The sequence below is a fragment of the Proteinivorax hydrogeniformans genome (assembly GCF_040515995.1).
Lineage (GTDB): Bacteria > Bacillota > Proteinivoracia > Proteinivoracales > Proteinivoracaceae > Proteinivorax > Proteinivorax hydrogeniformans.
The window spans coordinates 403535-419051 of record NZ_CP159485.1; the positions used below are offsets into that span (position 1 = coordinate 403535).

The following is a 15517-nucleotide window of genomic DNA, read 5'->3' on the forward strand; positions in this document are numbered from 1 at the left end:
GTCCAATTTATAGAAACACAAAAAAGGCTAAAACTTATAAAAGTTTAGCCTTTTTTGTGTTAAATAAACTAGTTAGATGACTTTGCTGCATTTACTCCTGCAATTCTTCCAAAAACTGTTATATCTGTAAGTGCATTTCCACCAAGCCTATTGTTACCATGAATAGCACCTGTCACCTCTCCGGCAGCATATAAGCCTGGTATTACTTTGCCATCAGTGTTTAAAACTTCTGATTCTGTTGTGATCCTTACTCCACCCATAGTATGGTGTACAGCTGGTCCTACTTCTACGGCATAATATGGGCCAGTTTCTAGGCTTCTTGGCATATCTTGTCTTGAGTAGTCTTCATCATTTTCTGATGCAACATATCCATTGTAGGTTTCAATAGTACTTTCTAACGCGCTAGCTTCTATATCTAGTTCACTTGCAAGGTCTGAAATTGTTTCGCCTTTTACTAAAAATCCGTTATTATAGTATCCATCAATAGCTCCTAAACTTTCCCTTATACCCTGGTCAAAGACTAGAAAACTAGTTGAACCGGTTTGCTCTAGCTGTGCATTAGATACTTCTGCACGACTTCCTAACTCACTTACAAACCTTTCTCCCTCACGATTCACCAAGATAGCTCCGTTTCCTCTTACTGCTTCTGTTATCATAAAATTATTTGATGGCATAACAGTTGGGTGGGTTTGAATTTCATTCATATCTACAAAATCCACGTTTAGGTTTTTGGTAAAGCCTAAAGCATCTCCGGTTGCCCCTGGGTGGTTAGTTGTACCATATCCTTCTAGGCTTTCATCATAGCTAGCAACAACTTCATTATCGGCACCAAAACCACCTGAAGCGATAACGACTGCCTTAGCGTCTATACTGAATTCGCCGCCTGCAGTTTTTGCTATAACGCCGCTAACTCCGTTATCATCGCCAGTTACTTCAATTACTTCACTATTTAGAAGCACCTCTATACCCATGTTTGTAGCATTTTCATACAATATTTCAACTAGGTGATCACCAACTGGATCTCCACCTGTTGGACGATGAGTACGATCTGCACTTGCACCACCCATTCTACCAATATCAGATAAATCTACACCTAGCTCTATCAGCCAGTCAACTGTTTCAGCGGATTCGCTAGCTAAAATATCGACTAAATCTTGGTCGTTAATTTCCCCTCCGCCAGTCATTATATCTTCCATAAATAGCTCAACGCTATCTGTAATATCAAGCTCACTTTGCACGCTGGATTCGGCTGCATTTAGCCCTCCTGTTGCTAGCTTAGTGTTTCCACCAATTAAGGGCATTTTTTCTACCACTATTACATCAGCACCATTTGCTTTTGCTTCTATGGCAGCAGTTAGTCCTGCACCACCGGCTCCAATTACAACTACATCTGTTGTAAGATCTTCTAATTCTTCTTCTTCTTGGTTGTTGTTTGTTTTAGCTGGGGCATCTGAAATTCTAGCATCTAAAAGAGCATCTTCAATTGCTTCTAAAACTCCATTAGACGTTTCGGTTGCACCTGAAATTACGTCTACCTCGGTATTATTAGAACCAATAACAGCTTCGATAAGCTGCTTTGCAGGCTCTAAAGCAAAATCTGAATCATTAAATTCTAGTATCTTTACTTCTTTGATTTCTGTATCTGATACCTCCACTTCAACAACTATTTTACCGGAGTATCCTTCGCCTACTCCCTCATATGTTCCCGATTTGTATATGGCATCAGAACCACATCCTACTACTGTAGTAGCCATTAGCATAACAGCAAGTAATAACATCAGTGTTTTTTTCATTATTATTCCTCCCGATTAAAATTTTAGCTTACAAAAGAAGTATAAGTGCTTGTTAAAAGTTTAACAATCTTTTGTACTTAAGAAATCTTTTTGTTCATTTAGTTCAAATAATCACAGATCATTATAAATCTAACCCCTAATACAGTTAAGGGTTTCCTTTGTTGAGCCAACTTAAATTATTTTCTGAAAATGAGAAAAATTATGTTGACATTTAAAAGTCGAGGTACTATACTTGTATATATAAGTATAGTACCTCGACTTTTATAAGGTGGTGAAGTTATTGAGTAAGTTGTTTCATGAAAATAAGTCCATTTTTTTGCAGATTAAGGAGAGAATTGAAGACCAAATTGTTGATGGAGACTTAAAGGAACATGATCAGATTCCTTCTACTACACAGATGGTCCAGTTTTATAAGGTTAATCATATAACTATATCTAAAGGCATCAACTTGCTGGTAGAAGAGGGCATTATTTATAAGAAACGGGGGGTAGGAATGTTTGTTGCAAAAGGAGCTCGTGACAAACTTTTAAATAGTAGAAAGGACGCATTTTCTGTGCAGTACGTACTACCTATGATACAAGAAGCTGACAAGCTAGGTCTTTCTGAAGAGGAGATTGTAAGTGCTATTAAAAAGGTAAAGGAGTGTAATGATGATGAATCTTGATGTTGTGTTTAGTGGTATTTCGCTAAAATATGGTGATTTTGAGGCTTTAAAGGATATATCTTTTTCTCTTATGCCTGGGAAGATATACGGTTTAGTAGGTAGAAATGGAGCGGGAAAGACATCTTTACTGTCTCTTATGGCATCCTTTAGAACACCTTCTCAGGGTTTTATTAAAATTGGGGGAGAAGAGCCATTTGAAAATAGTAGGGTCATGCCCCAGGTGAGCTTTGTTTATGACTCTGATTACAGTGTTGAAGAGTGGAGCGCAATGGGATATTTTGAGTTTGCCCAGCTGTATCGACCTGATTTTGACTTGGAATATGCCAAAAAGCTAGCTAAAAGGTTTAAGCTCCCATTAGATAAACCAATTAATAAGTTATCAAAGGGAATGCAATCTTCTTTGAATGCCATTTTAGGCCTTGCCAATCGCTCCGCATTAACTATTTTTGATGAAGTATATCTAGGGATGGATGCACCGACTCGGGAACAATTTTATAATGAGGTTATTGAAGAGCAAAGTCGTAATCCAAGGATTATGATTTTATCCACCCACCTTGTCTCAGAGATGGAATATTTATTTGATCATGTTTTAATTTTAGACAAAGGTTCGCTTATTGTAGATGGACCTTATGACGAGGTAGTTAGCCGTGGCGCTTCTATTACCGGCAACGAAGTTAAGGTGGATAGGTTTGTTAAAGGAATGAATGTACTAAGGACTCAAAAGCTTGGAAATACAAAGTCGGCAACTGTATATGGCGAAATAGATGAAAAAGAACGGATGGAAGCTCAGAAGCAGGGGCTTGAGATAGGCTCTGTATCTTTGCAAGATTTGTTTATCTACTTAACAAAGGAGGAAGACTCTTATGAATCTACAAATCAACTCCATAAAAGGTAAGGTGGCAAACAGCTTGTACCGCATCCAGATGGGTTGGACCTTATGGTATATTGGTATTCTGTTAGGTATACAAGTTATAGTTTTTTATTTTACTTCTGACGTACAAGAAGCAAACTTCAATTTTATGTATTTTATCAGCCAACCGTCTAAAATTTATATGTTGGTTATTGGAATAATACTGTTTTTCAACTTTTTTGGTTACTTTATAAAAAATGGCGTAACTCGAAAGGATTACTTTGTCGGGTCTGCTATAGCTGCAGGAGGTGTCGCACTATCCATAATTTTAATTGGACTTATTATATCTGCGATAATCTATATAACAGGGATTTTTCCTAGTTCATTAGAAATGGATATAATAGACCAATCTTTAGGACTGGTGAAACAAATTACAGCGCTAAGCTTATTATTATATGGTTATTATATAGCTGGCTGGATTGTAGCCGCTGGTTTTTACGGGTTTAGTGGATGGTACAAGTCAGCATCAATAGTAGTAGCTGCACTGTTTGCTGGTATTATAAATACAATATGGCAAGGTGACGTTGACTTTCCACTGTATCTAGTGTATAGTTACAGTATAAGGAGGTGGGGGCTTGAATATACTTATTTCTAAGCTTTCTCAAACGCCTATTTACGAACAGATTGAAAAGCAAGTTAAAGAAAATATCTTATCTGGCAAAATAACGGCAGGTGAGCAGCTGCCTTCGATAAGGGGCCTTGCCCGAGAGTTAAAGGTAGGTATAATTACCGTTAAAAGAGCTTATGAAGAACTAGAAAAAGCCGGGATAATAGTTAATATCCAAGGTAGAGGATCGTTTGTTAAGGATATTGATGTTAGTCAAATAAAAGTTATACATTTAGAAATGTTACGCGAGCGGCTTGTTGATATCAAAGATTTTTGTCAGGCTTCTGATATATCTATGGATGAACTTATGGAGGAAATCAAGTATTTATATGGAGGGGAAAAAGATGAGTGATAATGCGTTGGATGTTAAAGGCTTAAGTGCAACTGTTGGAGGTTTTAAACTGCAAGATATAAATTTATCGGTACAAAAGGGGACTATAATGGGGCTTATCGGAGAAAACGGTGCTGGTAAAACTACTTTAATAAAGACAATACTTAACAGGATTCAAAGGGAAAAAGGCAAGGTGTTTTTTCATGGTAAAGAATTAGTAGGTAATGAAAAAGCTATTAAAGCCAAGCTAGGTGTCGTTTTTGATGAAAATATATACCCAGGCAGCTATAAACCTAAAAAAATATATAAAAGCTTTGCTCCTTTTTATAAAGGGAACTATGAAAAAAGGTTTTTCGAGCTGATGGAGCGTTTTAAGCTGGATCCTAATAAGAGGTTTATCGACTACTCGAAAGGAATGCAGGTTAAGTTTTCAATTGTTATGGCGCTGTTTCATGACCCGGACCTAATAATATTAGATGAGCCTACAGCAGGAATTGATCCAGTAGCTAGGGCTGATATTTTAGACTTGGTTTTAGATATCATGCAAAACGAGGAAAAATCAGTGCTATTTTCTACCCATATAACTACGGATCTTGAAAAGATTGCAGATTTTATAACCTTGATTGATAGAGGCAGAATTGTTTTTTCTGAGGAAAAAGATGAGCTTTTAGATAGGTTTGCGGTAGTTAATGTTGAAGAATCGGCCATGACAGATACTCTTAGAGATAACCTTATAGGGGTAAAGAAAAGTTTATTCGGCTATACAGGTTTGTCCTTAGACAAAGAAGCGCTTAACGCCTTAAGCGGGATAAAGCTGGCTAGGCCCACTATTGAAGATATAATGGTTTATTCAAATGAAGTAGGTGGTGAGATTTATGATTAGAAGGTTTATAGCTTATCAAAGGCTATTGCTTAACTCCATTTCGACATATAATATTAAGACGATTTTTCTTGCGGGGATAATTCTTTCGTTTTTAATGAGCTTTTTCGGGCTTGATTCACTTTTTGTGCTACCTTTTTTTACCCTATATATGACCTACCAAATAGTTGAAGGCCATCGAAAGTTATATGAGCTGGTGCCAGTAAGTTCTTGGTATGTGGTAGTAAGTTTATTCGCTACAGCTTTATTTATGGTGCTATTTGCCCACGTTGCTATGTTACTTGTAGTTATTATGTTTATGGGAGGTTTCATGATATTGGCGTGGCTTGGAGGAGCTGAAATCGGGATGGGCGGACCTACTGTATCGACTGCTACTAGCGTGGAAAGTACCTTGTTTATGCTACTAATGGTTATTCTAATACTCTTTATCGGTACAGCTATAGCTCTAATTAAAAATAAAAAGTGCAAAACTGTGGCTAATATAAGTGCGTTTGGTTTGCTAATAGGTTTTTTGTATTGGCTAAAGATATCGCTACCTATCGATGGAGACTTTTATGAGAGCTTTACTGTAGCGCCTCAAGCAGATTTATTGTTAACAGGTTTAGGAATGATTACAGTTGTTGCTGTACCACTGTCAATAGTAGCCGGACATAGGTTTTATAGCTGTTACTAGGGGGTTAAATTGCCATTATCATCTAATACAAAGGTGAGGATCGTATATCTTATCTTTTAAAAGATGGATTAATAAAAGTTTAAGTGCTGGGATTTTTAGATGTTTTAATATAAATAACCTCTAGGCTGATAATTCTTCCTAGAGGTTATTTATGTACTATAGTGTGGAGTAAAATGGGTGTATAACATACCCATTGACCGACCAAAGTGTCTTTGGTAACATAAAGACAAGTGTTTGTGAAATATTCTACATGGAGGCTTTTATGATTTGATTACTTTTAAGAAATGAGGTGATAAAAAGCAAAAAGCCGAAGAACCGCTTCTATAGCTTATGTGTAAATATGAGATGTCGGAGTTTTATCTTTCTAATTTAGAGATTCAAAAGCTTATGGTTTTTAATTATGAAAGTAGTTTCGCTAATTTAAGTACAAATATTTCTATAAGGGGTGAAAAAATGATTTTTTTACAATTTGCAGTTGTTCTTTTAGCAATATTTATAGGAGCTAGACTAGGAGGAATTGGTTTAGGAGCTATGGGTGGCGTTGGTCTTGCAATTTTAACCTTTGGTTTTAACTTAGAGCCTACCTCTCCTCCGATTGATGTTATACTAATGATTCTTGCAGTAGTAACGGCGGCAGCAACTTTGCAAGCAACGGGAGGAATGGACTACTTAGTTAAAGTGGCAGAGAAATTGCTAAGAAAAAATCCTAAAGCTATAACGTTTATGGCGCCATTTGCCACTTACTGCTTCACTTTCTTTGCCGGAACCGGCCATGTTGCATACTCGCTATTGCCGGTAATTTCTGAAGTAGCCCATGAGCAAAAAGTACGTCCTGAAAGGCCATTATCTATAGCGGTTATTGCTTCTCAGCAAGCTATAGTAGCTAGCCCAATTTCTGCAGCTACTGTTGCTTTATTAGGAATTTTATCTCCTTATGGCATTACTTTACCTCAGATTCTAATGGTGACGATACCTGCCACATTACTTGGTATTATGTTTTCTGCATTTGTTATTAACAAAAAGGGTGCAGAGCTTGAAGATGACCCCGTATATCAAAAAAAATTGCAAGAGGGTCTTAAGCTGTCTAAAAGCAAAAGCTCTAATGATAGTATAACTAAAGAAGCTAAGTTATCAGTGATTTTCTTTTTGGCGGCAGCTGTTGCTATAGTAGTATTAGGAAGTTTTGAGCAGCTTCGTCCATCTTTTGGAGAAGATTCTGTTATGTCTATGCCGGTGACTATCCAAATTGTGATGTTGTCGGTTGCTGCACTAAACTTAATAGTGTGTAAAGCAGATGCTGAAAAAGTTGCTTCTGGCAGTGTATTTAGAGCAGGCTGTATAGCAGTTGTTGCTATTTTAGGAATTGCTTGGCTGGGAGACACTTTCTTTCAAGCTAACATGGATACCATAGAGCCTCATATCGAAGGAATGGTAACAACAGCTCCTTGGATTTTTGCATTTGCGCTATTTGTCATGTCTATTCTATTAAATAGCCAGGCGGCCACAACAGTTGCTTTAATGCCTTTGGGATTAGCTTTAGGTATAAGTCCAGTACTACTTATAGCGATGTTTCCAGCGGTTAATGGTTATTTCTTCTTGCCAAACTATGGTCCAATAATAGCTGCCATAAGTTTTGACAAAACTGGAACTACTAAAATAGGCAAATACGTATTTAATCACAGTTTTATGATTCCCGGTCTTATAACAATAATTACATCTTTAGCGTTAGGCTTTTTATTCGTGGGTCTGTTTCTTTAAAACTTAAAACTTAATAAATCATCGGAACCCCTATAGAGTTTTATAGGGGTTTTTCTATACTAAAGGAAAAAACGACTACTTTATAGCTAAAAACAACCATTTTATCTAATAAATTAATTATGCACCAGTTCTAGGGTTTTGGCCAGGTGAGGCCTTAAACGCAGTAATAAGGGGAGGGGTGTGAGATAAGCTGATTTAGGTAACCTAAAATAGTTTGAAATAATATATCACTTTGTTAAAATGGTTAATAATAAGAAATTAAGGAGGGGTAAGCTTGGATCCATTGTTTGAAAGAAGAAGTATCCGAAAGTTTAAAGACAAACCTGTAGAAAAAGATTTGATCAAACAAGTACTAAAGGCAGGAATGTGTGCACCATCTGCATGTAATTGCAAGCCATGGCACTTTATAGTTATTGATGACAGGGAGGTATTAGATAAGATCCCTAAGTTTCATACCTATGCACAAATGGTTAAAGAAAGTCCTGTAGCTATCTTAGTTTGCGCTGAGCCTTCTAATGAGAGGATTGCAGGATTTTGGCCACAAGACTGTGCTGCAGCTACACAAAATATTTTATTAGAAGCTACCAAAAAGGGCTTAGGTACTGTTTGGGTGGGAGTTCACCCTAATGAGCAGTTTGAAGAAGATTTTAGAAAGCTTTTAGGCATACCCGAGGATATAGTTCCTTTTGCTCTAATACCTATGGGATATCCTGATGAGGATAAAGGAAAAAATGATAGGTATTTAGAAGACCGGGTGCATCAGAATAAATGGTAACAAAAGAGCTGGCCACTTTAGGCCAGCTCTTTTGGCTGTTTTATATATATTTATTGATTTAAAGGTATGCCCCTTAGTAAATTGTGAACTTAAACTTATTTAACTCCCAACTTCCATTGTCGTTTAAGCCTTTTTCATAAAACTTAACATCCCCGGACTTGTTAATTAAAATTACTGTTTTTATCCTCGTCCCATAGGTAGGAGTATCGATATGGATTGGGGAGAGCATGCGTTCTTTGTCAAGTGTAAGGCCTGTATCTGGCAAATTTTCATCTGGTGGAATTTCAGTGTCGTCAAGTATCTCAAAAAGCTGCGGGACAGAAAAACCTATTTTTAATAGGGAAGATAGTCGATTTTTAGCTTTAACAACTTTAGGCCAAGGCGTATCTAACAAGGCATTACTGAGTCCATATAAACCAGGGGTCAGCTTTTTTATTTTGTTTTCTACATTTGAGTAGTAGCATAAATCATCTAAGCTGCCAACTATTAGGTTAAATAGGTCATACTTGTCTTTTTCTTTTTGAACTTCTTTAAGGTAAGTAAAGGGTGAAATATTTTTTAGCAAAAAGTCTTTTACCAGATAACCCCTAGAAAGCAGAGGATCGCGCTGTATGTTAAAGTCCCTGTAATTAGTGATAAAGGCAATTCGCCCCTTTTTAGTAATCCCAGTCCAGGTCCCGCCTTTAAGTAGATCAATGCCAGCTAAAATGTCTGAATGGTCGTCCCAAAAATGAGAAAAGGCTGTGGGCCGATTTTTGAATTCGTCTCTATTTCCTAAAAACACCAAGTCATACTCGGGATGAACCTTATAGGCAAAAATTAATGTACAAATTGCTATCACCTCAGTTTAGTATAGGGGTTTTATGATGTGCATAACTAGCTGTGAAAATGGATGTTTCTTTGATTTAATAATACCATAACCTTATATTTTTGTTAAAAAAGCGAAACTATCTAAAATCAACTAATGAGGGAGGAGAAGCAAACCCCTCTTTATCCTTCCAGAATAAAAAGGCTGTGAAAAACAAAGTGATTCCCTCATAAAAAAATGGGGCCAGCCAAATCCCTAACTCGCCAAAAATAAAGGGGAGCACAAAAACCGATATAGTTACTACAAGATATCCTCTTAATAGAGAAATTATAGTGGCTTTTTTAGTTTTTCGTAATGCTGTAAAATATCCTGAGGTTATTATATTAAAACCAGATAACAGAAAACCAAAGCTAAAAAGCCTTAAGCTGTTTACAGACAGCATGTAGATGTCTGTGTTTTTAGAGTCTATAAAAAGAGACACAACTTGCTCTGTAAATAGCTGTGAAATAGCAAAAAACATAACACAAAAACCTATACTTGTTTTGATGGCCAATGAAAGAATCTTGCTTATAGGCTTTGTTTCGTTTTTGCCATTGTAAAAACTAATAATTGGCTGGATACCCTGGTTTATTCCAATCATTGTCATAACCACCAAACTATTTATATACATGATTACTCCAAAAGAAGCTAACCCTTCAGCACCAACTGCCCTTGCTATAACGAAGTTGAAAACAAAAACTGTAAAACCGGCTGAAAGTTCATTTAAGGACTCTGGGGTTCCAATTGAAATAATTCTTCTGATAAGGCTCCATTGGATTTTAGGTTTAATAAATTTAAGTTGGGAATTGCCAAAGATGAAATAAGCTAGAAAAGCCACAAAAGAGATAAACTGTGAAGTCCCTGTTGCGATAGCTGCTCCTTGCATACCATAATTAAGTCTAATTACCAGCAGATAATCTAGGAAAATATTTACTATTGCTGCCAAAACAACAACAATAATAGATAAAGCAGGAAAACCGTCAGCTTTAACTAAAACCTCTAAAGAGTATGCAATCATAAAAAAGGTGCTAGATAAAACAATAATTTTAAGATAGTCTAAAACATATGGCAAGGTTTCTTGTGTTGCTCCTAATATAAGTGCTAACTCCTCTAAAAACAATAGAGATAAGGTAGTTAGCGCTATACCAAATACCAATAATATTATAAAATTTAGCGTAAAAATATTATCACTAATCTTTTGGTTGCCTTTTCCTAAATAAAATGTGATCAATGTAGATGAACCAACGGCTACTAACAGCGCTACAGCGAATACCGTAGTAATAAAGGGCATTGATAAATTTACCGCAGCTAAGCCAAGTGGGCCAACTCCCCTTCCCACAAAAATACCATCAATCATAGTGTAAATAGAGAAAAACCATAATGCAGAGATTGATGGTATAGCATATTTTAAAAATAATTTTGTTAAGTTTTGTTCTTGTTTCATTTGAAATATCCTCCTTGGCTGTATTAAAATAGGTACAGATAATACTATAAACCTTTGGACTGTACCAAGGTCAAGGAAAATAAAAAATATACAGTTTGAAATTAGCAGCACGTAACGAAGTGCTTAGTAAAAAGAGTTATAAAAGGGGGATAAAATGAAAAAAGCATATACAATAGGAGAAATATCAAAGCTATATGATATTAGTACTGACTCATTGCGATATTACGAAGAAAAAGGCCTGATCAAACCTAAAAGAGATAACAACGATTACCGAATATATACACTAGATAATATTTGGCGTCTCAACATAATTAAAGACCTGAGGAAGCTAAATTTTTCTACAAGGCAAATAAAAAACTACCTAGAAGAAAGAAGTGCAAGTAATACTTTAAAACTGATGGAAAAGAAAGTAGAGTTAATTGAAAAAGAGATAGAACCACTTATAAGAACAAAAAACAATCTAAAACAAAAAATTGACCATATTAAAGAGTTAAAAAAAATACAAAAGGAAGAGACAATAGAAATAAAGAACATAAAAAGCAGAAAAATCTTGCTGTTAGAAGATGATATAACTGATGATAACGAAGTGGATTTAGTTTTTAGAAAAATAGAAGGGCAAAATGACCAAAGACTTTTTTTATTTGGTAATAAGGATATGGGAGTGTTTATTACAAAAGAGGGGCTTGAGCAAAAAAAATATGCGTCGTTTGAAAAAGCCTTTTTTATAGTGAATGACCAAGAGATATATAACCATATATTACCCTGCGGCAAATACCTCTCGTTAATTTATAAAGGTGGATATAATAAAAGTCAAAAGATGTTTGACAAAGCTATGAATTATATAAAATCTGAAGGATATAAAGTCAATGGACAAGCCATGGAAATATATCGCCTAGACATCCATGGGACCGCATATGAAAATGAATATATAACTGAAATACAGATCCCCATAAAATGACGTATATGTTTAAGAGCCTAGCGGTGTGCACGCTAGGTTTTTGTTTTATTTAGGACGCCCCTTAAGTTATTTGACATATGCCAATAATAAAGTTATAATGCAGTTAATGGCATATGACAATAATATGAAAGGAGGTGAAACTCGATGCCTAACATGAACGGTACAGGACCGATGTCAAAAGGTCCAATGACAGGAAAAGGTTTGGGTATATGTAACAATACCGGCATTGGGAAAAGATATTTTAGAGCAGGTTTTGGTCGAAGAAGAGGAGCAAAAAGAGGTTTTGGACATAGCTTAGGTTTTGAAAATCAAAAAGAGGAAGATCTTAAACGAGAAAAAGATTTGCTAAAAGCAAGGCTTAAAGTTGTTGATAGTAAGCTAGAAAGTCTATAGTATTTATCTGGTCAAGGTTATGCCTTGACCAGCTGAAAAAGGAGGAGTTTAAAGTGAAGATAGTTATGCCTATGGAAGAAAAATCATTAAAGGGCAGTGTTTGTGATTCTTTTGGTAGAGCTCCATATTTTTTGATATACGATACAGAAACAAAAAACGAAAATTTCTTTGAAAGTGTTGCCTCTAGAACACAAGGTGGAGCAGGAGTTATGACTGCACAAATTATTACAGATAAAAAAGTAGATGCCGTGATTACACCTAGATGTGGAGAAAAGGCAGCAAATGTTTTAAAGGCAGCTAAGATAGAGATTTTTAAATCTAATTCTCCTATAGCTCAAGAAAACATTGAAAGCTTTCAAGAAAATAAATTGAATAAGCTAGATGAAGTCCATAAGGGGTTTCACCATCATGGCGGAAGGTAAAACTCAGATAGCTGTACTAAGCGGCAAGGGTGGCACCGGTAAGACAATGTTATCCGTTAACTTAGCTGCGGCGATAGAAAATTCACTTTATGTCGACTGTGATGTTGAAGAACCCAACGGTCATCTTTTTTTAAAGCCTAGCACCGAAAATGAAAAAAATGTATTTGTTCAACATCCTAAAGTTTGTGAACAAAGTTGTAATGGGTGTCGCTTATGCGTAAAATTTTGCAATTTTAATGCCTTAGCATATATTCAGGAAAAACTGATGGTTTTTGAAGATATATGTCACAGTTGTGGTGGTTGTGCTCTTGTATGTCCTCAGAAGGCTATATCAGAAGAAGATAGGACTATCGGTAAAATTAGTGAGGGCAAGTCAGAAAATGTTAAAGTTTTAACAGGGGTTCTTAACCCCGGCGAGCAATCAGGGGTTCCGATAATTAGTGAGCTTGTAAAAATGTGTAGAAAAGAGCCTGGTACTACCATCATTGACTGCCCTCCAGGAAGCTCCTGTGTAGTTATGGATAGCATTAAAGATGCCGATTACTGTATTTTAGTAGCAGAGCCTACAATATTTGGGGCTTCTAATTTAGAAATGGTATATGAACTAGTGAAGTTGTTTAACAAACCTTTTGGTGTTGTACTTAATAAATGTTTAAAAGACAAAAATCCTGCAGAAGAATTTTGTAAAGAAAAAGGCATAACAGTAGTAGGAAAAATCCCTTTTGACCATAGACTAGGCAAGTTAAACGGTGATGGTCAGATAGCTGTTAGAGAAAGTAAACTTTATAAAAAGATGTTTTCTGATTTATATGTTAGAGTAGCTAAGGAGGTAAAGCATGAAAAAGTTATTAATCCTTAGTGGCAAAGGTGGAACCGGAAAAACAACGGTGGCTAGCGCTTTTATAAAATTGCATAACGCAAAAGTATACGCAGACTGCGATGTTGATGCACCCAATTTACACCTTGTTACAAATCAGGGCATAAAACCTAAAAATAGTGATTATTATGGATTGCCGAAGGCTAAGATTGATAATTTACTATGTGTTAGATGTGGGATATGTATGCAGCATTGCAGGTTTGATGCAATTTATAAGGCGGAAGTCTATAAGGTAAATGAATATCAATGCGAGGGCTGTGGCGTTTGTGAACTAGTGTGCCCTAACAAAGCTGTGACCTTACAACCTGATATAGCTGGACAGTTGACTCTTTACGATGATAGCGAGGTTTTTTCCACTGCACAACTAAAGATGGGTAGAGGAACCTCAGGACTGTTGGTTTCGGAGGTCAAAAAACAGATTACCTCCCCTTCGATTAAAACTGATTTAGCTATTATCGATGGGTCGCCTGGTATTGGGTGTCCAGTTATTGCCTCTATAAAAGGGGTGGACATGGTACTTGTTGTAGCTGAACCTTCGGTTTCCGGCTTATCTGATATAAAACGTATCATCAAAACTGCAGAAAAGTTCCAGGTAAAAACAGCATTGTGTATCAATAAATACGATTTAAACCTAGAAAAAAGTAAAGAGATAGAACGCTACTGTGATAAAAAGCAAATCTTTTTTGCAGGACGAATTCCGTTTGATGATAAAGCGGTAAAAGTAGTTAATAGCGGTAAAAACATTGTAGATTGCGATGGTGAAGCAGCAGAAGCAATAAAGGATATTTTTAATAGCGTTTATGGTAGGATAAATGGCTATAAACACACACCAAATGAAGATTAGATTTATAAAAAGTATTTGCAAACGAGGAGGAATTAAATGGATACAAGCTGTAATGTAAAAAGAGAAAATGAAAACCAAACAATAGAAGACTTAAAAGCAGAATTACATCCTAAAAGTAATGTAAAAAAAGTAATCGGTATAGTAAGTGGTAAAGGAGGGGTAGGCAAGTCTTTAGTGACCTCAATGTTAGCTGTCAGCATGAAAAACAAAGACTATAAAACTGCTATTTTAGACGCTGACATAACAGGTCCGTCTATCCCAAAAATGTTTGGGCTAAAAGGACATGTCGTTGGAAATGAGCAAGAAATAAAACCTGCCAAAAGTAAAGAAGGGATAGACATTATGTCTATAAATTTATTGTTAGAAAAAGATACTGACCCAGTGATTTGGCGGGGGCCGATTATAGGCAATATAGTAAAACAATTTTGGACAGACGTCATATGGGAAGATATTGATTATATGTTTATAGACATGCCACCTGGAACCGGTGACGTGCCTCTTACAGCTTTTCAATCTTTAGATATAGATGGAATCGTTATAGTAACATCACCTCAAGAACTTGTTTCAATGATAGTATCTAAAGCGGTCACTATGGCTGACAAGATGAATATACCTATTTTAGGGTTGGTAGAAAATATGGCATATTTTAAATGCTCTAAATGTGATAACGAGCATAAAATATTTGGTGAAAGCGATATTAAAAAGATTGCGGCAAAGCATAATATCCAATCTATTGCTAGACTACCTATTGAACCTAAAATAGCTTCTGCTTGTGACAACGGTGAGATAGAAACCATAGATCCCTTGTGGCTTAATCCTATCATACCAAGCTTAAAACTAGATAAAAGCAAACAGACAAAAGGAGATGGAAAAATGACACAAAAGATTGCTATAGCTAGTGAAAAAGATTTTGTTTCTGGCCATTTTGGGCATTGTGAAGGTTTTAGTATTTATGATATAAAAGAAGGAGAAATTGACAAAAAAGAATTTGTTCCAAACCCCGGGCATAAACCAGGGTTTTTACCTAATTTTTTGAACGAACAAGGAGTAAACATAATTATTTCCGGCGGAATGGGACAAAGTGCTATTAACATTTTTAATGAGAAAGGGATACAAGTAATTACAGGTGCCACAGGAAATGTTAATGATGTTATAAAAGATTATTTAGAAGGAAACCTTAGATCAACTGGCTCTGTTTGCCGTAAACATCAGCATGCAGGGGAATGCGAGAATCATTAAAGCAGCCACAACCTGCTTTTAAAAAGGGCTGTCTCAGTTAATTGAGACAGCCCTTTTTATAGTTGACAATGATAGGCTGGTATACTATAATTTACGTTATCT

General features: G+C 36.0%; 17 protein-coding genes. 14 read left to right on the top strand and 3 right to left on the bottom strand.

All coding sequences use genetic code 11. The annotated features are described in order from the left end of the window. Positions 1–68 precede the first annotated feature (68 nt). Positions 69–1793 (bottom strand): flavocytochrome c, encoded by a 1725-nt coding sequence (locus PRVXH_RS01980; protein ID WP_353893643.1) that lies wholly within the window; start codon positions 1791–1793, stop codon positions 69–71. 280 nt (positions 1794–2073) lie between these two features. On the opposite strand from PRVXH_RS01980, the gene PRVXH_RS01985 reads away from it, so the two are divergent. The 8 genes from PRVXH_RS01985 (at position 2074) to PRVXH_RS02020 (ending at position 8391) form a co-directional block, all read left to right on the top strand. Beyond that, entirely contained in the window at positions 2074–2457 is a 384-nt protein-coding gene (locus tag PRVXH_RS01985) for a GntR family transcriptional regulator (protein ID WP_353893644.1), read from the top strand. Beyond that, positions 2444–3352 (top strand): ABC transporter ATP-binding protein, encoded by a 909-nt coding sequence (locus tag PRVXH_RS01990; protein ID WP_353893645.1) that lies wholly within the window; start codon positions 2444–2446, stop codon positions 3350–3352. The genes PRVXH_RS01985 and PRVXH_RS01990 overlap by 14 nt, the downstream gene beginning before the upstream one ends. Further along, positions 3321–3962, top strand: coding sequence for a hypothetical protein (locus tag PRVXH_RS01995; protein WP_353893646.1), 642 nt, complete (start codon positions 3321–3323; stop codon positions 3960–3962). Before PRVXH_RS01990 ends, PRVXH_RS01995 begins: the two co-directional genes overlap by 32 nt. Continuing rightward, a complete protein-coding gene (locus PRVXH_RS02000) occupies positions 3943–4326 on the top strand; it encodes a GntR family transcriptional regulator (RefSeq protein ID WP_350344053.1) in 384 nt (127 codons plus the stop codon). Before PRVXH_RS01995 ends, PRVXH_RS02000 begins: the two co-directional genes overlap by 20 nt. After that, positions 4319–5188 carry an ABC transporter ATP-binding protein gene (locus PRVXH_RS02005; protein WP_353893647.1) on the top strand — a complete coding sequence of 290 codons (870 nt, stop codon included), beginning with the start codon at positions 4319–4321 and terminating at the stop codon, positions 5186–5188. Before PRVXH_RS02000 ends, PRVXH_RS02005 begins: the two co-directional genes overlap by 8 nt. Continuing rightward, positions 5181–5858 (top strand): hypothetical protein, encoded by a 678-nt coding sequence (locus PRVXH_RS02010; protein WP_353893648.1) that lies wholly within the window; start codon positions 5181–5183, stop codon positions 5856–5858. Before PRVXH_RS02005 ends, PRVXH_RS02010 begins: the two co-directional genes overlap by 8 nt. A 453-nt stretch (positions 5859–6311) precedes the next feature. Beyond that, a complete protein-coding gene (locus tag PRVXH_RS02015; protein ID WP_353893649.1) occupies positions 6312–7616 on the top strand; it encodes an anaerobic C4-dicarboxylate transporter in 1305 nt (434 codons plus the stop codon). Positions 7617–7890: 274 nt separating this feature from the next. Continuing rightward, complete coding sequence (locus PRVXH_RS02020) at positions 7891–8391, top strand: nitroreductase family protein (RefSeq protein WP_353893650.1); 501 nt, start codon at positions 7891–7893, stop codon at positions 8389–8391. A gap of 73 nt (positions 8392–8464) precedes the next feature. Here the strand turns inward: PRVXH_RS02020 and PRVXH_RS02025 are convergent, their stop codons facing one another. Continuing rightward, positions 8465–9232, bottom strand: coding sequence for an NRDE family protein (locus PRVXH_RS02025; protein ID WP_353893651.1), 768 nt, complete (start codon positions 9230–9232; stop codon positions 8465–8467). 106 nt (positions 9233–9338) lie between these two features. Next, complete coding sequence (locus tag PRVXH_RS02030) at positions 9339–10682, bottom strand: MATE family efflux transporter (protein WP_353893652.1); 1344 nt, start codon at positions 10680–10682, stop codon at positions 9339–9341. A gap of 154 nt (positions 10683–10836) precedes the next feature. Here PRVXH_RS02030 and PRVXH_RS02035 point away from each other — a divergent pair, with 154 nt between their 5' ends. From PRVXH_RS02035 to PRVXH_RS02060, 6 genes are all read left to right on the top strand, one after another. Continuing rightward, a complete protein-coding gene (locus PRVXH_RS02035; protein ID WP_353893653.1) occupies positions 10837–11640 on the top strand; it encodes a MerR family transcriptional regulator in 804 nt (267 codons plus the stop codon). Positions 11641–11784: 144 nt separating this feature from the next. Further along, positions 11785–12033 carry a DUF5320 domain-containing protein gene (locus PRVXH_RS02040; RefSeq protein ID WP_353893654.1) on the top strand — a complete coding sequence of 83 codons (249 nt, stop codon included), beginning with the start codon at positions 11785–11787 and terminating at the stop codon, positions 12031–12033. Between the two features lie 53 nt (positions 12034–12086). After that, entirely contained in the window at positions 12087–12455 is a 369-nt protein-coding gene (locus PRVXH_RS02045; protein WP_353893655.1) for a NifB/NifX family molybdenum-iron cluster-binding protein, read from the top strand. Beyond that, entirely contained in the window at positions 12442–13314 is an 873-nt protein-coding gene (locus PRVXH_RS02050; RefSeq protein ID WP_353893656.1) for an ATP-binding protein, read from the top strand. Before PRVXH_RS02045 ends, PRVXH_RS02050 begins: the two co-directional genes overlap by 14 nt. After that, positions 13292–14176, top strand: a complete 885-nt coding sequence (locus PRVXH_RS02055; protein WP_353893657.1) for an ATP-binding protein — start codon at positions 13292–13294, stop codon at positions 14174–14176. Before PRVXH_RS02050 ends, PRVXH_RS02055 begins: the two co-directional genes overlap by 23 nt. Before the next feature lie 36 nt (positions 14177–14212). Then, entirely contained in the window at positions 14213–15415 is a 1203-nt protein-coding gene (locus PRVXH_RS02060) for an iron-sulfur cluster carrier protein MrpORP (protein WP_353893658.1), read from the top strand. Positions 15416–15517 lie beyond the last annotated feature (102 nt).